18 protein-coding genes are annotated in these 20271 nt (G+C 42.6%); 16 read left to right on the plus strand and 2 right to left on the minus strand.

The features are described from left to right. Positions 1-53: 53 nt before the first annotated feature. From fdhD to BS1321_RS14155, 16 genes are all read left to right on the plus strand, one after another. Entirely contained in the window at positions 54-836 is a 783-nt protein-coding gene (gene fdhD, locus BS1321_RS14080; protein ID WP_375781420.1) for a formate dehydrogenase accessory sulfurtransferase FdhD, read from the plus strand. A 148-nt stretch (positions 837-984) separates the two neighbouring features. After that, positions 985-1857 (plus strand): LysR family transcriptional regulator, encoded by an 873-nt coding sequence (locus BS1321_RS14085; protein ID WP_063233977.1) that lies wholly within the window; start codon positions 985-987, stop codon positions 1855-1857. A 154-nt stretch (positions 1858-2011) separates the two neighbouring features. Further along, entirely contained in the window at positions 2012-2938 is a 927-nt protein-coding gene (locus tag BS1321_RS14090; RefSeq protein ID WP_063233978.1) for an AEC family transporter, read from the plus strand. A 159-nt stretch (positions 2939-3097) separates the two neighbouring features. Then, a complete protein-coding gene (locus tag BS1321_RS14095) occupies positions 3098-4120 on the plus strand; it encodes a Bug family tripartite tricarboxylate transporter substrate binding protein (protein ID WP_063233979.1) in 1023 nt (340 codons plus the stop codon). A gap of 58 nt (positions 4121-4178) precedes the next feature. Next, positions 4179-4634 carry a tripartite tricarboxylate transporter TctB family protein gene (locus tag BS1321_RS14100; protein WP_063233980.1) on the plus strand — a complete coding sequence of 152 codons (456 nt, stop codon included), beginning with the start codon at positions 4179-4181 and terminating at the stop codon, positions 4632-4634. 18 nt (positions 4635-4652) lie between these two features. Next, positions 4653-6179 (plus strand): tripartite tricarboxylate transporter permease, encoded by a 1527-nt coding sequence (locus BS1321_RS14105; RefSeq protein WP_063233981.1) that lies wholly within the window; start codon positions 4653-4655, stop codon positions 6177-6179. A 79-nt stretch (positions 6180-6258) separates the two neighbouring features. Then, a complete protein-coding gene (locus BS1321_RS14110) occupies positions 6259-7851 on the plus strand; it encodes an ATP-binding protein (RefSeq protein ID WP_063233982.1) in 1593 nt (530 codons plus the stop codon). Next, on the plus strand, positions 7848-8555 hold the full coding sequence (locus tag BS1321_RS14115; RefSeq protein WP_063233983.1) for a response regulator: 708 nt from the start codon (positions 7848-7850) through the stop codon (positions 8553-8555). The genes BS1321_RS14110 and BS1321_RS14115 overlap by 4 nt, the downstream gene beginning before the upstream one ends. Positions 8556-8858: 303 nt before the next feature. Then, complete coding sequence (gene desA, locus BS1321_RS14120) at positions 8859-9917, plus strand: Delta(5) desaturase DesA (RefSeq protein WP_063233984.1); 1059 nt, start codon at positions 8859-8861, stop codon at positions 9915-9917. 94 nt (positions 9918-10011) lie between these two features. Next, positions 10012-11133: a sensor histidine kinase gene (locus BS1321_RS14125; protein WP_063233985.1), complete on the plus strand. Its 1122-nt coding sequence runs from the start codon at positions 10012-10014 to the stop codon at positions 11131-11133. A 12-nt stretch (positions 11134-11145) separates the two neighbouring features. Beyond that, positions 11146-11754, plus strand: coding sequence for a response regulator transcription factor (locus BS1321_RS14130; RefSeq protein WP_034310044.1), 609 nt, complete (start codon positions 11146-11148; stop codon positions 11752-11754). Positions 11755-11859: 105 nt separating this feature from the next. Beyond that, a complete protein-coding gene (gene msrA / locus BS1321_RS14135) occupies positions 11860-12381 on the plus strand; it encodes a peptide-methionine (S)-S-oxide reductase MsrA (RefSeq protein WP_063233986.1) in 522 nt (173 codons plus the stop codon). A 440-nt stretch (positions 12382-12821) separates the two neighbouring features. Further along, on the plus strand, positions 12822-13517 hold the full coding sequence (locus tag BS1321_RS14140) for a response regulator transcription factor (protein WP_063233987.1): 696 nt from the start codon (positions 12822-12824) through the stop codon (positions 13515-13517). Continuing rightward, positions 13514-14869, plus strand: a complete 1356-nt coding sequence (locus BS1321_RS14145; protein ID WP_063233988.1) for a sensor histidine kinase — start codon at positions 13514-13516, stop codon at positions 14867-14869. The genes BS1321_RS14140 and BS1321_RS14145 overlap by 4 nt, the downstream gene beginning before the upstream one ends. 65 nt (positions 14870-14934) lie before the next feature. Then, a complete protein-coding gene (locus BS1321_RS14150; RefSeq protein WP_063233989.1) occupies positions 14935-15483 on the plus strand; it encodes a PepSY domain-containing protein in 549 nt (182 codons plus the stop codon). A gap of 309 nt (positions 15484-15792) precedes the next feature. Then, entirely contained in the window at positions 15793-16275 is a 483-nt protein-coding gene (locus tag BS1321_RS14155; RefSeq protein WP_174524174.1) for a tetratricopeptide repeat protein, read from the plus strand. 225 nt (positions 16276-16500) lie between these two features. Here the strand turns inward: BS1321_RS14155 and shc are convergent, their stop codons facing one another. Both shc and BS1321_RS14165 read right to left on the minus strand, forming a co-directional pair. Next, entirely contained in the window at positions 16501-18396 is a 1896-nt protein-coding gene (gene shc / locus BS1321_RS14160) for a squalene--hopene cyclase (protein WP_063233991.1), read from the minus strand. Between the two features lie 168 nt (positions 18397-18564). Next, positions 18565-20214 carry a M14 family metallopeptidase gene (locus tag BS1321_RS14165; protein WP_063233992.1) on the minus strand — a complete coding sequence of 550 codons (1650 nt, stop codon included), beginning with the start codon at positions 20212-20214 and terminating at the stop codon, positions 18565-18567. Positions 20215-20271 lie beyond the last annotated feature (57 nt).

Raw genomic sequence — 20271 nt, forward strand, 5'->3', positions numbered from 1 at the left:
TGGTCAATTGGCTCCTGGATATTAAAAGGAGTGGGAACATGAAAGCGATTGAAATGAAAAGGGACATCATCCGGATAACCAAAGGTAAGATCGAGCGGACGGAGGATACGATCGTGACGGAGTATCCCGTTACAGTCAAAATAAATGGCCAGGAATTCGTCACGATGGTTTGTACACCTGAATACATCGAGGATATGGTGATTGGCTATTTGGCTTCGGAAGGCATCATCAAAAAATATGATGAGATAAAAGAAATCTGGGTCCAGGAAAAAGAAGGCTTTGTTCATGTGAAGACGGACAAAGTGAATCCCTACTTCCAGGACTTTCAAAATAAGCGGTATATTACATCATGCTGTGGAATGAGCAGACAAGGGTTCGTCTTTGTGAATGATGCATTGACTGCCAAGAAAATGGATAATGTTTCGGTGAGACTGACTCCTGATGACTGCTTCCGCTTGATGAAGGATTTACAAAATTCCGCTGTCACCTTCCAGAATACAGGCGGAGTCCACAATGCCGCATTATGTGATGTCGATGGCCTCGTATTAAGCAGGATGGATATCGGACGGCATAACGCCTTGGACAAAATATACGGCCATTGCTTGAAAAATGGCATTTCGATAGAAGGGAAAGCTATCGTGTTCAGCGGCCGGATCTCATCCGAAATTCTCTTGAAAGTGGCGAAAATCGGCTGTGAACTGATACTCTCGAAATCCGCTCCAACCGAATTGGCTTTGGAGTTGGCTGAAGGATTGGGAATCACCACGGTCGGGTTCATTCGTAATGATTCACTGAATATATACACATGCCCTGAAAGAATTCAATTGAATGACTGAGCGTCCTCCGCTTGAGAGATGCTTGTGGGAAAGTCCTTGCCGGCATGGCTTGGGCTTTTTTTGTACTTGTAAAAGGATATATCCAACAGGCCTTTTGTGGTACAGTTTGGATAATATATTCAAGGAAAAGCGTATCGGGGGAAGGGTTATGAACGAAAGGGATTGGCATATATTAAAGGTGTTGCATGAAAACAAGAATATTACTAAAACGGCGCAAAGTTTATATATCTCGCAACCTTCTTTAACGAAACGAATTCAACAAATCGAGAAGGAGTTCAATCTAAAGATAGTGGAGCGTGGTACAAGGGGAGTGCAGTTCACCCCTCAAGGGGAATATTTGGCCATCTGTGCAGATGAGATGCTGATCAGGCTCCGGCAGATAAAAGAGACAGCATTCAATATGGGTCAGGAGATCAGTGGAACATTACGGCTGGGTGTTTCCAACTATATTACGCTGCATAAATTGCCAGGCCTGCTGAAAATATTTCGTGAGCGATATCCTAAAGTGGATTTCCATGTGACAACTGGATGGAGTAAAGAAGTGCTGAACCTCATTTATAAGGAAGAAGTGCATGTCGGGATTGTTCGGGGGGACTATCAATGGTCAGGATCAAGGCATCATCTTTTTGAGGAAACGATTTGTATTGCTTCTAAGGAAGAAATAGAAGTCCGGAACCTACCTTTCTTGCCGAGGATCGATTATGGGACAGATGCTCTTTTGAAAACAATGATCGATAATTGGTGGAGAGACAATTTTTCTGGACCTCCTTTGGTGGGGATGGAAGTGGATAAAGGTGATACATGTAAAGAAATGGTCAAGAATGGCCTGGGATATGGCATCCTTCCCAGTGTTTTATTGGAGAAAGACCAAAATCTCCGTCAAATGGACCTTAAGGATAAGCAAGGCAATCCCCTTATCAGGAATACGTGGATGTTATATCATGAAAAATCGCTGGAATTAAAACTGGTCAAGGAGTTTGTCGAATTTGTCAAAGACGTTGATTTCATGAGTGATATTTAAAAGGAAGCGCAGAAACCTCTGTGCTTTTTTATCATTCCTTTTTTGAATGGTTAACGATAATTTATTGGTATTTTAATTATGGTTATCCCGGCATTATGATAGATGTGAGATGTAAATCATCAGGTATATGCCTAAGGAATGGAGAGGAAGTCAAGTGAGTGTCCTGTTACTGATCGTATTGAATGTCATTGTGCCGGTCTTTTTCCTTATAGGGGCTGGGGCCATTTTGCATCGTAAATTCAAGTTGGATATGAATACACTGTCTAAATTGAATCACTTCCTGCTCATGCCGGCCATTAGCTTTGTCAATATCTATCAAAGTAACATGGGTGGTGGGATGATCGTCCAGATATTCAGCTTCCTTGCTCTTCAAGCAGTAAGCCTCATCATCGTGAGTACAGTGGTAGCTAAACTAGCCAGGTTTGATCAAAGTCTTTCTGCCACGTTTAAAAATAGTGTAGTCTTGAATAACTCGGCAAATTTCGGGTTACCGGTCAGCCAGATGGTTTTTCATGGAAATCCCCTTGGCCTGTCGATCCAAGTCATCGTGATCATTTTTCAAAACCTGTTGACCTATACCTATGGATTGATGAATTCCGTTTCCGTCCATACAAAAAGTGCAAAGGGTGCCATTCGCGAATTCTTGAAGAACCCCGTCATTTATGCTCTATTACTCGGTTTTCTATTACAGGCCGCTTCTTTAGATATTCCTCTGTTCTTATGGACCCCGATTGATAATATCGCGAGTGCTTTCATAGCCATTGCATTGATTACATTGGGTGCACAGAGTGCCTATTTGAAAATAACGCATTTCCCGCTTCCGCTTATCCTTAGCTTGGTTGGAAGGTTAATACTTTCACCATCCATCGCATTCCTGATCATTCTCATGCTGGGCTTGGAAGGGACTGTCGCTCAGGGATTATTTATCGCAAGCTCATTTCCAACATCAAGAAACAGCGCATTATTCGCTTTGGAATATGACAACCATCCGGAATATGCTGCACAGGCGGTATTGATGTCGACTTTATTCAGCAGCATAACGGTAACGATGGTCGTATATCTATCAAAAATATTATTCTAGCAGGGCTGCTCTTAATGGGCGGGCCTTTTCCCCATGTCCGTCCATAAAACTTTATGAACAATATGGAAGTTATGGAATTTATGCATTTTAGTTGGGCAATCAAAGAAAACGAAGATATTTTTGTAGAATTAAGAAAACGCTTTCAAAAGGGGGATTATCATGTTTTCTCGTAAAAAGATTTCTGCGATCATATTGGCAAGTTCGTTAGCTTTAAGTTTAGGTGCATGCAGCAGTTCGGATACATCAGGAGAAAAGAAAGAAAGTACAGGTTATCCGAAAAAAGCGATAACGATCGTTGCTCCTTCGGGCGCAGGCGGGGGATGGGATTTAACCGCCCGTTCATTTACAAAGGTCTTGGGTGAGACAAAACTGGTGAACCAGCCATTGACCGTCGAAAACAAACCCGGTGGCGGGGGCGCAGTCTTCATGGCGGATTATGCAACACAGCAAGCGGATAACAATGACATGCTTTTCGTGAATTCACCGCCTGTCATCATCAATAACCTTAAAAAAGAAGGCAACAGTCCTTATGGATATAAAAATACGACTCCTTTGGCGCAGCTGACAAAAGATTATGGGGCGATAGTGGTAAAGGCGGATTCTGAATTCAAGGATCTGAAATCAGTGCTGGAAGCGGTGAAGAAAGATCCGCGTAAGTTGACCTTTGCAGGAGGATCGGCTCCGGGATCCATGGATCATTTGATTTCCATTCTTCCAGCCTATGAATATGGCTTGAATCCAACTGAACTCAAATACGTTTCGTACGACGGTGGCGGGGAAGCGATTACGGCATTGCTTGGCGGAAATGCAGATGTGATCGGAACGGATGCATCAAGTGTCAGGGAATTTTTAAAAGCAGGAAAGATTAGAGTGTTGGCCGTAACCTCGACTGAACGTTTGGGTGGAGATCTAAAGGACATACCAACGGCAAAGGAACAGGGTGTTGATGCTGAATTCACGATTTGGAGAGGCGTTTTTGGACCTCAAAATATGTCTGATGAAGCGAAAACCTTTTGGGACGGAATCGTTGCAAAGCTAGTTGAAACTTCTGAATGGAAAAAGGAAGTGGAAGTTCAAGGATGGGAACAAGAATATAAAAATAGTGAAGAATTCAGCAAGTTTTTAGAAGAACAGGAGAAACAGGTGCAGCAATTATTAGAAGCTTTAGGCATGGAAAAATAATCGGAGGAGAAGGAGGTGCTTTCACCTTCTTCTTATTTTCTGAAATGGAGGGATTATGATGGATGTTAAATTTGATCGCTTTGCATCTGTAGCCTTTCTGGCTGTCGGAGTGCTGTTTATGATAGGAAGCAGGAAACTGGCCAGTTCTTCTTATGGAAGTTCGGTAGGACCGGACATTTTCCCTTTTGTATTGGGGCTCGTTCTTGCTGTTTTAAGTATTCGCCTGTTCTATGAGGCATTTCGGAGCAAGGTACAGGAATCGGGTAAGGAAAAACTGCAATATAAACCCTTTATCATCATTCTACTCTCCACCTTGATTTATATTTTGACATTGGAAACGATAGGGTATGTCATTACGACCTTTCTCTTTTTGTTTGTTTGCTTTCAAACGATGGAACGGAATAAGTGGGTGACCTCGCTCATCATTTCCGCAGGATTTTCCGGGATCATCTATTATTTATTCGTGAATGTGCTAAAGGGAACACTACCAGGCTGGCCAATCTGGTTTTCATAAAAGGAAGGGGGATGTGAAGTGGGCACTTTTGATTATTTAATTCATGGATTTGAAACGGCACTAACTTGGTATAACATCCTTTTTGCATTTGTCGGAGTATTGATCGGTACGGCTGTCGGCGTTTTGCCGGGAATCGGGCCGATGAGCGGTGTGGCTCTATTAATTCCGGTAACCGCTTCGATTACAGGGGGACTTCCACCAGAGCAAGCGGCAACAAGCGCCATCATTTTACTTGCAGGTGTTTATTATGGAGCGATGTATGGAGGATCGACAACTTCCATCCTATTGAATACACCTGGCGAATCTTCTTCTGTCGTCACCACATTGGATGGTTACCAAATGGCGAAGAAGGGAAGAGCCGGGAGTGCATTATCTATTTCGGCAATCGGTTCTTTCGTCGGAGGGATCGTCACCCTTATCGCCATGATTGCCTTGGCTCAGCCATTATCGACGATTGCCATTAAATTCGGTCCGGCTGAGTATTTTTCGCTCATGCTTCTAGGGTTGGCGGCAGTCAGCGGCCTCGCGGGAAAATCCGTAACCAAGGCACTGATCATGACGGTTTGCGGTTTGTTGATCGGGACGATAGGCATTGATAACGTATCCGGGATCGCCCGTTTTACATTCGACATTCCTTGGCTGTATCAAGGGGTCGAATTCCTGACGATCGCGGTCGGTCTATTTGCACTTGGAGAAGTATTTAAAACAATCTTGGAAAAAGACGAGGATGATGGGGAAATTGCAAAGATCAATAATTTGATTCCTTCCAAAGAAGAATTCAAGGAATCTGCGGGGCCCATTGCGAGGGGGTCGCTCTTAGGTTTCTTTGTAGGAATCCTGCCGGGTGCAGGGGCTACTCTTGCTTCTTTCTTCTCGTACCTTATGGAAAAACGGATTTCAAAAAACCCCGGGAGATTTGGTACAGGGGCGATCGCTGGAGTGGCTGGTCCTGAAACGGCCAATAACGCAGCTTCTGGCGGAGCGATGATTCCATTATTGACGCTGGGAATTCCGGGTTCCGGTACAACGGCGATTTTAATGGGTGCGCTCATGATGTACAATGTTCAGCCAGGTCCATTATTATTCGAGGACCATCCTCAGGTGGCTTGGGGACTTATCGCCAGTATGTTCATCGGGAATCTGATGCTTCTCATCCTTAATCTCCCGCTCGTTAAGGTTTTTGCGAAAATCATTGAAACGCCAAAGAAATATTTGATTCCGATCATTATCGCGATTTCCATTTTTGGCGTTTATGCGGTACAAGTATCTACTTATGATTTATTGCTATTACTGGGATGCGGGGTCTTGGGATATTTCTTAAGTAAAAATGATTATCCAATCGCCCCGTTGGTATTAGGACTGGTTTTAGGACCGATGATAGAAAATAATATGCGCAGAGCCCTGACGATATCCGATGGTGATTACAGTTTGTTTTTCACTCGGCCGCTTTCCCTGACATTCCTGATCGTAACGGCATTATGGCTGCTCATTCCTGTTTTACTTAAGAAGAGAGGGAAGGATGTTGTCATCAATATTGAAGGTTAACCATTATTTTCTGAATGTTGTGAAAAAAATCCCTTTTTTAAAGGGGTTTTTTTTATATGATGTAAATAGAGGTGATTGAATGCGTTTACACACCAAGTTGATGCTGGGCATCTGTACGTTAATCATCTTAATGGGTGGAATCTTTGAAGTTATTTTCATAAATATCCTGGAAAATAACCTGAAGCAGGAAACAGGGGAAAAAGCATTGTCGGTTGCCCAGACCATTTCTTTGCTGCCAGAAATTAAACAAGCTTTTCGAACGGATAATCCTTCTGTAATCATTCAGCCCATCGCGGAAAGAATTCGCAGGCAGATCGATGCGGAATTCATAGTAATAGGAGATGAGAATGAAACACGGCTGTCCCATCCAGATCCCAGCTTGATCGGTAAGAAAATGGTAGGGGGAGATAACGCCGAGGTTTGGGATGGGAAATCCATCATCACGGAGTCCACTGGCACATTGGGTCCTTCCATTAGGGGGAAATCCCCGATAGTCGAAAATGAAAAAGTCATTGGTGTAGTCTCCGTCGGCTACCTTCAGGATGATATTGAAAAAGAATTGTCCAGTATACAAAGAAAGATAGTCTGGATCATCTCTTTTATATTAATCGGCGGTTTATTGATAGCCTTTTTCATTTCATTCAATATAAAAAAGGCGATATTCGGTCTGGAGCCGAAAGAGATCGCCTGGATGTTTCAAGAGAAGCATGCCATTTTAGAATCCATTCATGAAGGCATCATTGCCATTGATGTTCATGGGAAAATCACGGTCGTCAATGAAACGGCGCATAAAATCCTTCATATCCCTAAAGACGTCATGCTTCGCGGGCAAAAAATCGAAGAAGTCATAACGCATACACATTTGCTTGATGTAGTCAGCACGGCACGGGCCGAGTATGATCAGGAATTCATGATTGACGGTGAAGTTTTTTTGGCAAGCCGGATCCCCATTTTGAATGTACAGGGTGAAATCATCGGTGCAGTAGCAAGTTTGAGAAATAAATCGGAACTATCCAATCTTCTTCAAGAACTGTCACATGTAAAGGCGTATGCAGAAGGGCTTAGGGCTCAGACACATGAATATTCGAATCGGCTCTATACTCTGCTAGGCTTGATTCAACTCGGTTCACATAAGGAAGCGATGGATTTCATATCGAAGGAAGTAGATGTCACCCAAGGCTTCATACACTTTCTAATGAAGGAGGTGCCTGACCCGATTATTGCTGGGTTCATCTTAGGGAAGGTTAGTTTAGCCAGCGAGCTGAAAATTGATTTTACAATTGATAGAGAAAGCAGTTTTAAAGATATTCCGTCCGAAATAGATCGGGATTTATTAGTGACGATCATCGGCAACCTCATCAATAATGCCTTCGAAGCTGTACGGGAGAACGAAAGGGAGGAAAAAAGGGTATCGTTGTTCGTCACGGACTTGGGTAAAGAGTTGATCATAGAGGTTGAAGATAATGGGAAAGGGATGAACTCAGATGTTACCGAACTGATTTTTCAGAACGGTTTTACGACGAAAAGCCATCAAACCAATTCAGGTATAGGTTTGAGCCTTGTTCAGGAAGCGATTGATGGATTAGGGGGATATATCACTTTTTCGACGAAAGAAGGGGAATATACGATTTTTACTGTTGCCATACCAAAAAACAGAGGGGGGATAAAATGATGGCCACTCGCGATATAGAAGTTTTAATCGTAGAAGATGACCTGCGGATTGCCGAGATACAAAAGCTATTCATTGAAAAGCTTGAGGGTTTTCAAACGATCGGTATCGCGTCAAGCTATGACGAGGCTAAAAGCTTCATTGAAATCATGCAGCCGGATTTATTGCTGCTCGATATGTATTTTCCGGATATGAATGGGCTCGATATCCTTAAAGAAATCAAGCAGCAAAGCAAACAAATGGATGTCATTATGATAACGGCGGCTAAAGAAATCGAAAAAGTCCAGGAAGCCATCAAAATCGGCATATTTGATTATATTATCAAGCCTGTCGCATTTGAACGTTTCAAGCAGTCCTTACTCCGGTATCAAGAGTATCACGTTAAACTGTCTGAATTGGAAAAGGGCAATTTTCCCGTAACGCAGCAACAGGTGGATAAGCTTTTGCGAAAGGAAATGAAAGAAAAAGAGAGGGAACAAACTTCACTGCCAAAGGGGATCGATCGGATGACTTTGGAGAAGGTGATGGTTGTGTTGGGGAAATCCTCCCCGGGGTTAACTGCCGAAATAGTGGCAAAGGAGATCGGGGTGAGCAGGACAACGGCAAGGCGTTATTTGGAGCACTTGATGTCCGAGGAAAAAATTGATGCCGATTTAACATATGGAACGGTAGGCCGTCCAGAACGGGTTTATGCGATCAAGTTATAAATGGGTTCGCCAAACGGCGGATCTTTTTTTATTTGACCGAATAAATGTCAGGCATTTTATTGGAATTGGATTTCATCTTTTTTTTGAAGTGTAAAAATGATGAAAGAGGAAAAAATAGGTGTGGAAAGTGTTGAAGCAGACAAGTATATGACAAGTGTCATGGCAGGGAATTGACGTTTATGACTATAGAAAATCGGTTATTATTCCTATACTTAAAGAAGAGATGCCGCCAAAGTTTCGAAATATGGAAGCAAAACCAATCCATATAAACACTTCATTCCTATATATTATGAGGAGGAAATCATGAGTAATCATAATCATAATCAAAAACAATTGAGAAAAGATATTGCCCCTTTTGAAAAATCCAATACTAAATCAAGTGTGAAACAGCTCATAAATACATTTCCGCCATTTTTCCTGTTATGGTTTTTAGCTTATCAAAGCTTAACCATTTCATACTGGCTGACCCTTGCATTGGCCGTCCTGGCTTCAGGATTCGTAGTCAGGATTTTCATCATTTTCCATGATTGCTGTCATCAATCGTTTTTCAAAAGCAGGAAAGCGAATAGCATCCTGGGTACAATCAGTGGAATCGTTACATTATTTCCGTATGAGCAATGGAAGCATAGCCACTCCATACATCATGCAACAAGCAGTAATTTAAACAAACGCGGTACAGGAGATATTTGGATCATGACCGTTGATGAATATACCGCCGCTTCATTCTGGGGGCGTCTGGCTTACCGTTTATATAGAAATCCGATCGTCATGTTTGGATTAGGTCCATTTTATCTATTTCTTGTTTCGAACCGTCTGAATAAAAAGGGCGCTAAAAAGAAAGAACGGATGAATACGTATTTGACAAATGCCGCAATCTTGGCAATTTATGGTCTTTTATGCTTGGCTATCGGATGGCAGGCATTCCTTATGATTCAGGTACCGATGCTTTTTGTAACGGGATCACTAGGCATCTGGCTGTTTTATGTACAGCATCAGTTCGAAGATTCTTATTTCGAAGAGGAATCGGAATGGGATTACGTGAAGGCTGCCATTGATGGAAGTTCTTATTATAAACTACCGAAGGTTTTGCAATGGGTAACCGGTAATATCGGTTTCCACCACGTGCATCATCTTAGTCCAAGAGTGCCAAACTATAATCTAGAAAAAGTCCATGATTCCACCTTGCCTTTGCAGCAGGCAACGACAATCACCCTTAGTTCAAGTTTAAAATCGCTTCGCTTCCGCCTTTATGATGGAGAAAACAAGACGTTTGTAAGTTTTAAAGAGATTAAGGAACGTCTAAATGAAACAAAATCTAAGGTGGAAATCAATAATAAACGTCCAAGTCTTCAAGAAAAATAAATAGTTCATCGAAAAACCATTCAATTTCCATTGGGTGGTTTTTTGATGAAACTCCTTAGTATATACTAGGGTAAAAAGAAATAGAGGCGGCGCCATGCAAAGTTGGTATCATATCTTTCCGAAGAATACAGGGCTGAGCCCTTATGTCTGGATCATTTTTTGTATCCTACCTTTTTATTTCATTTTCAAATCTTCTTCGATGTTGGAGATTGTCTTTGGAATCGTCATGATCATTTTGTTTTTCATATCATATGGTCTCTCATTCGTTTCGAAGGGATGGCCCGTATATGTATGGACGGCGATACAAATAGTCATATCCATATCCATGACCATATTTTTCAGCTACATTTACTTTTCGCTTTTTTTAGCATTCTTTATTGGGAATGTTCAAAATAAGGTTGGCTTTTTCGTATTATATTCGATCCAGCTATTGGCTACCATCGTGTCTGTCAATATTGGCTTCATCATGAAAGACCCTACCTTCTTTTCGCAATTTCCCTTTATGCTCATTTGTGTGGTAGGCGTGATTCTTCTCCCTTTCAACACGTATAATCGGAACAAACGGGGCATGCTGGAAGAACAATTGGAGGACGCACATAAAAGAATATCAGAGCTTGGCAAAATGGAAGAACGTCAGCGGATTGCCCGTGACTTACATGATACACTTGGACAAAAACTGTCTTTGATTGGCTTGAAAAGTGACCTTGCTGGGAAATTGATCGATTTAAATCCGGAGTCGGCCAAGAAGGAAATCAAGGATATCCGTCAAACGGCGAGGACGGCACTCAAGGAAGTACGTGAAATGGTGTCGGAAATGCGCGGGGCAAAGCTTAGCGATGAAATCATTCGGGTCAAGCAAATATTGAAAGCGGCAGAGATAGAATTCTATTTGGAAGGCACCACGGAATTGCAAGATACCCCATTGCTTGTTGAAACGGTTTTGAGCATGTGCTTGAAAGAAGCTGTGACCAATATCGTCAAACATAGCGGTGCCGACTGCTGTAATATCGTCATCGAAGAATTACAAACAGGAGTGACGATCACAGTACAGGATAATGGAGTGGGGCTTTCACATAGATCAGAGTATATTAAAGGCAATGGACTTCAAGGTATGAAAGAAAGGCTCGAATTCGTTAATGGCAGCCTGGATATTAAATCAACAGATGGAACGACACTTTATATAAGGGTTCCGAATGCTATAAAAAATAATGGATAGGTGGGATTAACCTTGATTCGAATCGTAATTGCCGAAGATCAGCGGATGCTGCTTGGCGCGCTAGGTTCCATCCTTGATTTGGAAAGTGACATGGAAGTTGTAGGAAAAGCGAGCAATGGGGAAGAAGCAATGAATCTCGTCAATCAATTAAAGCCGGATATCTGCATAACCGATATTGAAATGCCAGTTAAAACCGGGCTCGATGTAGCGGAGGAGATCAAGGATCAGGGCCACCAATGCAAAGTCATCATTTTAACCACCTTTGCACGTCCTGGGTATTTTGAAAGAGCCAGAAAGGCCGAGGTAGGTGGATATCTTCTGAAGGATAGCCCTAGTGAGGAACTGGCGAACTCGATCCGTGTCATCATGGATGGTCGGCGCATTTATGCTCCTGAGCTGGTGGATATGGCTTTTGAAGAAGAAAACCCTTTGACTGAACGAGAGAGCCAAGTGCTCAAATTGATAGCGGATGGTAAGACCACAAAGGAAATCGCAAGCCAGCTTTATCTGACCAACGGAACGGTCCGTAATTATATATCGGTCATCCTTGATAAATTGGATGTAAGCAACCGCGTCGAAGCGATTGTAAGATTCAAGGAAAAGGGCTGGTCAAAAGATTGATCAAAGGGTAAATCCCTGGCGGCTTCGCAAATCAAAAAAGCACAGTGTCAGAATTGAAATATGGTATATTAATTTTTATTACATACAGGGAAGGGGATGATCATTATGCAAAAGGCTACATTTGCTGGAGGCTGTTTTTGGTGCATGGTGACACCATTTGAAGAACAACCGGGGATTGGGGGGATCGTATCCGGTTATACGGGAGGACATGTTGAAAACCCGACTTACGAGGAAGTGAAGACGGGAACTACGGGACATTATGAAGTCGTGGAAATCACTTTCGATCCTCAGTTATTTCCTTATGAAAGATTGCTGGAACTATATTGGCAGCAAATTGATCCAACCGACGATGGCGGTCAATTCCATGACAGAGGCAGCCAATATCGGACGGCCATCTTCTATCATGATGAAGCACAAGAGAAACTGGCTCTTGAGGCGAAAGAAAAGGTAGCGGCCAGCGGGAAATTCCAGAAACCCATCGTAACGGAAATCCTTCCGGCTCAAACCTTTTATCCTGCCGAAGAATACCATCAAGGCTATCATAAAAAAAACAAAGATGATTATAAAGCGGACCGTGCGAAATCGGGACGCGATGAATTCATTGACCAGCATTGGACCGGTGAATGAACTGGATCATTATTAAACGATCCAGTTGATTTCAGAGATCCGCTCCCTTTCCGCCGACTGTCTGCCAAGCCTCCTAGCCGCGAGCATCTAGCGGTGGGTTCGGCTAGCCAGTTATTTTGCAGGAGTGTCATTTGGATTTAGTTTTTATTTTCGGCTTATTCATCCTAGACTATGGAAATATTCCATAGTCTTTTTATTATGGTTAGCCATTGATACTTAGGCTTTTATAATTTAGCTATGGGGAAATTTTTTATGATTGTGGGGAATCTCTGTATGTGTCTGGCATGGACTTTACACATCCGGTTCATTTTTTGACCTTTTAAAGGCATGATATAGAAAAAAATATAGTCATTTTTTCATGGGGTTTTTATACGGAGTGTTCAATTTCTCATGATATTTTCATATTTCTTCAGTACACTAAGGGGTAGGTGGTGATAATCATGAATAAAAGAATTTTAATAATAGAAGATGAAGAAAAAATTGCGAGGGTTCTCCAGCTGGAACTTAATCATGAGGGTTATCAAACAGAATCGGCTTTTACCGGAAAGACAGGGCTGGAAAGGGCAGAAGCCGAAGAGTGGGATTTAATCTTATTGGATGTGATGCTGCCCGAGCTGAATGGCATAGAAGTACTTAGGCGTTACCGGAAAAAGAATGGATCGACACCGGTCATCCTTCTAACCGCAAGGGATGCTGTGCCAGACAAGGTGAATGGCCTGGACCATGGTGCGAATGATTATGTAACGAAACCGTTTGAAATTGAAGAGCTGCTGGCACGGATCCGTGCTTGTTTTCGTACCAATGTACGGGAGAGCCAATCAGAAGGGGAAGTGGATGGACTAAAGATCCATGATCTGAAGTTGAACCTTGGTACAAGGGACATTCACAGGCAAGGCAAAAGGATTGAGCTGACCTCCCGTGAGTTCGATTTGCTGGTTTATCTTTTGCAAAATAAAAATCAAGTACTTTCGAGGGAGCAAATCCTGACCCATGTATGGGGATATGATTTTGCAGGGGATACGAATGTGGTTGATGTGTATATCCGTTATTTACGCAAAAAAATAGATTATCCCTTTGAGTTGCAGCTCATACATACCTACCGCGGTGTAGGTTACAGCTTGAAGGAGCCAGTATGAAGATTCGGACGAAAATCCAATCGTATTCCAGTCTTTTTTTAAGTGTCATGCTTATATTGTTGAGTATCATCGTTTTAATCGCCTTTCTTTGGATATCGGTAGAGAGGGAACGGGATTTGCTTGATGACCAAGCTTCATTAATTGAAGAAAATATCCTGACGAAAGATTTGATTTCCGGTGATTCCGATTTAATGGAGCCGTATATCCCGGACGATGGAATGGTGAGGATATTCGACACTGATGGAAGGTTGGTAAAAACATTTACGGATGAAGAGGACCTTAAGGGGCTTGCGGTTAAAGCCATTAACGAGAACGGATATGATTTTACCAAAGCTGACGGGGAATATGTATTGACCTACCGTTACCCTTATCCTGATGAAGGGAAGAAGCTAGGGATGATCGAGGTCACACAGCCTCAGGATACCCTTCTTGATAATTTATCGACGCTTGCCCTCGTTTTAGGCGGTGCATCCCTTTTTGTCATTCTTTTATCCATTCTTGCCGGTAAGTGGCTGGCCAATCTAATTCTCAAACCCATATCGATCATGAGCGGAACGATGAAGGATATTGAGAAAAGCGGGGAATACAAACGGATACCGCTATCGGATCAATCAAAGGACGAGCTGCAGGTGATGGGAGTGGCATTTAACAGGATGATAGAAAGGCTGGAGCGGAATTATAACCAACAGCAGCAGTTCCTTTCAGATGCTTCACATGAATTGAAAACACCGATTACGGTCATAGAAAGCTACTCCTCTCTATTGAAACGATGGGGAATGAGGGATGAAGCGATTCAGGAAGAGGCGGTGGAGGCAATCCATCATGAAGCCGTCCGGATGAAAAAACTGACGGAACATCTACTGCAGTCAGCTTCCCGAACGGAACCTTCAGCAGATGTGGAAGGGAAAATAGAACTTATTTCATTTTGTGAAGGGATTGCCCAAACATTCAGAAGGACGGGGAATCGTGAAATAAAGATAGAATCAGAGTTTAAGGAAATACATGCAATGGCCATTTCCAGTAAGCTTGAACAGGTGATTGTCATACTATTGGACAATGCAATGAAATACAGTGAATCAAGTATACAGATCATGATAAAACGTCAGGCCGATGAAATTCACATCGGTGTGAAAGATCACGGCGCAGGGATATCACCAGAACATCTCCCCCATGTATTTGAACGTTTTTATCGCGTGGATTCATCGAGGGCAAGGAAAACGGGAGGCAATGGACTCGGGCTTTCCATCGCCCGGACGCTTGTCGAGTCATTCGACGGTAAATTGGAGATTCAAAGCGAAGTCGGAGAGGGAACGTTGGTGACTCTTATTCTTTCTCATCAAATTCTAATCTAACGCTCATGTTCGTTTCATGAAGGGTGCTTATTATTAAGGTAACAACTTAAAGGAGGAATTCATTCATGAAAAAACAGTGGAGTACGATTAAAGAAGGCATCATTCAAAGGAAAAAGGTAATTATGACAGTGTCCATAGCTTCCGTATTGCTTTTCGGCGGTGCTGCTGGAACGGCGGTATATGCAGTCAATAAGGGGAACATATCCGAGGATGAGGCTATCAAAATGATTTCAGAAAAACTAGGCGGGGAAGTTACTCAATTTGAAAAGGATTGGGACCAGCCGATGACCTATGAGATGACCGTTAAAACGAAAGAAGGCTATCAGGACGTTGACGTTGATGCTGAAAAAGGAGAGATTCTTTCTCAGGAGATGGAAGACGATGACGATGAGGACATGAGCACACAACAAGCGGTGGAAACTGCAAAAATCAGTAGTGATCAAGCTGAAAAGATTGCCTTGAAAGCGGTGGATGGCCAAGTAACGGATGCTGAGCTGGATTCGGAGAATGGCACTCTTGTGTACGAGCTGGAAATAAAACAAGGACTAAAGGAATATGATGTAGTGGTAGATGCCACCACGGGAAAAGTATTGAAAAACCAGTTGGATGATTAATCAATATGACATGTCGATAGTAATCTGTGATATATGAATGATCTTGAACTGAAGTGTATGAAAGGATTTGCCAAGTGGCAGATCCTTTTTTTAAATTGCCAAGACAGTTAGGTAGTGTAGCTTCCTCATCCTTAACAATCATGCATAAACTAATTGAAATTCCGCCCATTAAATCATCTCCAGTAACAGCACACTGGTTCCTGCCTTTGTTTGGAGAGGGTGCTTAGAGATATAAATGATTAAGAAGGAATTAAAATGGGGAATCGCGAATAGGGGCAATAAGGAATTTTATTCAATGGAGGAATGGCAATGGGAAATTTGGAAATGGCACTGTCATTAAGGGGAAAGAAAGAATTCGAAAAATCCAATCGGTTATTGATGGATCTGGCAAAGCAAAATCCCATGGATGCAGTCATACAGTATCGGTGTGCCTGGAGTTTGGATATTCTTGGACATGAGGTAAAGGCGGTGCCCTATTATGAAGCGGCACTCAAATTAGGTCTGCCGGAGGAGGATGCAAAAGGGGCCTACCTAGGGTTGGGGAGCACATATCGCACCATAGGGGAGTATGAAAAGTCTAGACAGACATTGGAATCTGGGCTGGCGAAGTTTCCTGAGGATAAGGCTTTATTGGTATTCAGGGCCATGGCATTTTATAATTTGGGCATACATGATCTTGCAATGGAATCTCTATTGAAGATAATTGCCGAAACCTCTAAGGATCGAGAAATACAATCTTATGCGAAGGCCATAGAATTTTATAGTGATAAACTGGATAAAGTTTTCACATAATAGTGGTCATCCCCAAACTATCCACAAAGCCTGTATAAAACAAGTCATTCTTACATATCCGAAATGAATTTATCAACAAAAATGACGGAAAATTTCTTACATTTAGCACTTTTCGGATAAATGAATGTGGATAACCTCGGATTGTGGATAACTCTCCCGTGTTATTCACTACTTTTCCACAGGTAATCCACATATTCACCTTTATATGATAAAAAACACTGGCGATTAAGTCTTCAGGAATTTTTTATTATAATGACTTAAGGTTAAAAGGGGATAAATATAGCGATAGCTATGATAATGGATATACAAAAAATCTGCCATTCCCTGGCCTGCAGGATAATCATTGGTCCAGCTTTCTTGTTGACCTGCACGGATGAGATAGGCAATGCCTTTTTCTATTTCGGCTGTCGGCCTATCAGATGCCGATATCAACGCATCCACAGCCCAAGCTGTATGTGTCAGTGTACTTGCTCCGAGGGGGATATATCGTTGCTTGATATCACTGTAACAAGATTCACCCCAGCCACCATCTTTATTTTGAATTTTCTTCAACCAAGTTAAGGCTTTTTGGATGGATGGATGTCCAGTGGCTTGCCCTGCTGCCTTCATGCCGGTCAGTGCAGCCCATGTGCCATATAGATAGCAGATGCCCCAGCGCCCGTACCAGGAGCCATCACGCTTCTGGTCCTCCAATAGCCACTCCACCGCTCTTTTACTAACTTCTTCCGGCTTCTTCATATTTGTATAGTTCCCCAGGAATTCAAGCGTTCTTCCTGTCAAATCAGCGGTAGAAGGGTCAGTCAGGAGATATTTCGAACCCTCTATAGGGAGAAGGTGCAGCCATTGATGGTCGTTATTCCGTTCGAAGGCTGGAAATCCACCATCATCATTTTGCATGGATATCGTGAAGGAGACACCGCGCTGCCAGCTGTCCCAAATATCCGGTTTTGCTTGCAATTGCTTAGCTAGCGCCCGCAGTGAGGCAGTCGTATCATCGACATCCGGATTCATGGTATTGAAATCCGAGAACCCCCAGCCGCCTGGAATCGCGTTAGGATTATGGATCAGCCAATCTCCATACATATAATGCTGGCGTGACAGTAAGTACTGATTGGCGGCCTTAACCGTTGGGTCTTTGGAAGGTATGCCCGATTCTTGAAGGGCGTAGCTTATTAAGGAGGTATTCCAAACATGGGGCGTTGTGAATTGGATATGTGTGTGGCCCTCAATGGAGCAGGCCATCCCCTTCAGACCGGCAATTGCCTTTAGAATCACTGGATCCTTTTTCGAATATCCAATTGAAAGGAGGGCAAAGATCATGAAAAAGGTAGAGCCGAAATAATTGTACAGTGTCCCGTCTGGTTCCAGCCTGTCGAGCATGAACCTTTTCGTTGAATCCAAGGCTAAGGAATGCAAATAATCCGGATAACCAATCAAAGTTTTGACGCCTTTTTGAAGTTTAGAGAAAAAGGAACGATATTCTTCGGTACGATACTCTTCCCACATATGCTCTTCGGAACGGTCCTCTCTTGTTAGAAATAAATCTTTTAAACTTGGAGTGGCAGGGGTCTTGAGCTGAAACTTTTTATGGCCAAGCAATAGCAATGGAATCATGTTGACCCGCCCATATACTGAAAGATCATAAATGCTGACGAAAAAGGTCGGAGGCAGTAAGACCACTTCGAGAGGAATGGGGAATAGGAGCGGCCATTGATATTGTCCGGTGACAGTAAGCATCATTTTCGTTAACATCTTGGCCTGTTTGATGCCACCCTTGGAAAGAATGAACTGTTTGGCTTTCCTCATATGGGGATCGTGCTTATTGCGGAGTCCGCTAAAAAGAAGGCCATAGTAAGCCTCGATCGTAACCGTAACATTGCCGTCCTTCTCGTCTTGGAAAAGTTTCCATGAACCGTTTTCCGTTTGCTTGCTTTCGATTCTTTTTACTAAAGCCTCTATAAGAGGAGCATCTTCCATATCTAAAATTTTCAATAAAATAATCATATAGGCATCTGCCGTTATCCCGGTGTCAAAGGGATAATTCCACGAACCATCAGCGGATTGGTCTTGTTTCAAGCGATGAACAAGGCGATTGATTTCCAATTGTACATGTTGGTTCAAAGACTTTCCTCCTCTAAAAACACATTTTCCGTTTATATGTATATTCAAAACTTGTCGTTGCATTCAAGAAATCATGTCAGGCATATCGTCCTACATGATTAAAGGAGGGTGGAAATAAAAAACGCTTTGGCAATGAAAGCTGCCAAAGCGTCATTTAGATACTATGCATCATTTAACGGGTAAGGAAGATGGCTGCATATAGCGGTAAATCGGCAGTTCTTTTCCCTTGTCAGCCGGGATGAAATTGAATGTCACATAGCTGTCTATGCCTTCTGGTTCGAGGGCAAGGGAGATGAAGTTGGCATCAGGCTGGGCCATGTCGAAAACATAGCTTCCTTTTGGGAAATCCCGGGTTTTTGAAGTAACCGTGGTCGTTACTTCCCTTGTGGAATGTCCGCTTTCCAGTTCAGCGGAAACTTTTAAATCCTTGACGCTATAGCTTTCAACAGCTACTTTCATAGGTTTTTTTAATTTTTTCACTTCTACTCCCAATAGCTGAAGTTTCTGGGCGATATTTTTATATTCTGGTGGAAGGATATAAGCTGTCGGACGATCTCTAACAAGGGTAGGGTAGGCATCTGTAGAATCCAGCCAATCGATGGAGGCATCGACCATTTTAGCTTTCGCTAAATCGACTACTGTCAATTTTTGATCCTTAACCAATTTATTTTCGCTGGTGATGACAATTTTATCGTTATCATTTGCTTTTCGCCCTTTTTGCACGACTTCAGTTTCGGCCTGTTTAACGGCCTTTTTAACTTTACTGGCCTGTTCGGCGGCCGTTTTGATGAATGCTGCCTGTGCTGTAGCTTGTGCAAAAACACGTCGTTTAAAATCCGTACGGCCGATATTGATTCCTCTTGTTTCAATTAAATAGGTCATTGTATTTTTCAAACCGAGGGCGTTTCGGCCAATCCGGGCTTCTGTGCTGCCTTCTGTGGCGGTAAGGACTCCATCATCAGAAGTAGCCAGTGTATAGTAATCGTGATAGGAAAGCTTTTCTTTATCCAATGTTTTAAAAACATTAGGTAAAAGCAGTTCATCGGAAGCTTTTCGAAGCGGTTCGGGAATATTTAAATTCTTGGCTGAGGAGATGAGTAAATCATAGGAAGCGATCGATCCATTTGCTCCCACCTTTTTGAGGGGGGCGGGATTCACTGTATATTCATGTACATCCAGAATGACTTCCGGTTCATAATCATCGATTGACTGATGAATCGCCTGTACTTCAGGATACTCCACTTTTAAGTAGTCCCTATTCGCATCCATGTCATTTGCGGTATATCGTTTGAAATAATAAGAGCCATCAGGATTGACGCGTGGGACGATGGCAATATTCACTTTATCAAGGACATCACCAAGCTTGCCTTCAGCCAGCCATTGTGCAAGGACTAATGTTGATTCACCTGATGCGGGTTCATTGCCATGGATCTGGCCTTGGATCCAAATCAATGGTTTATGAGAACCCTTATTCAGTCTTTTTGAATCCTTGCTGAAAAGAAGCATCGGAATGTCGCGTCCTTCTGTGGATTTACCTATCGTCTTGACCTGGATGTTCTTGTTTTTATGAGAGAGGGACTTGATATGATCCAACATTTCTTCCTGGCTCGTAAAGGCGATCTTGTTTTGTTTAAAGGCAGGGGTATTAAAAGATACATTAGGGTCAGGGAAAAGGTGGGAGAGGTTATCTGGTTGAATGTAGCTTGGACCATTTCCATAATAAGGGGTGAATTCTTCTGCTTCGGCTATGGGGCCAGGCAATCCAGTGACAAGACCTAGTGTTACGACTGATACGATGGTAGGAATGATTTTTTTCATGGACGTCCTCCTGTCTATCTTTTTCCATAAATTATCATATATTAAGCTATTTATACA

Source organism: Peribacillus simplex NBRC 15720 = DSM 1321 (assembly GCF_002243645.1).
Lineage (GTDB): Bacteria > Bacillota > Bacilli > Bacillales > DSM-1321 > Peribacillus > Peribacillus simplex.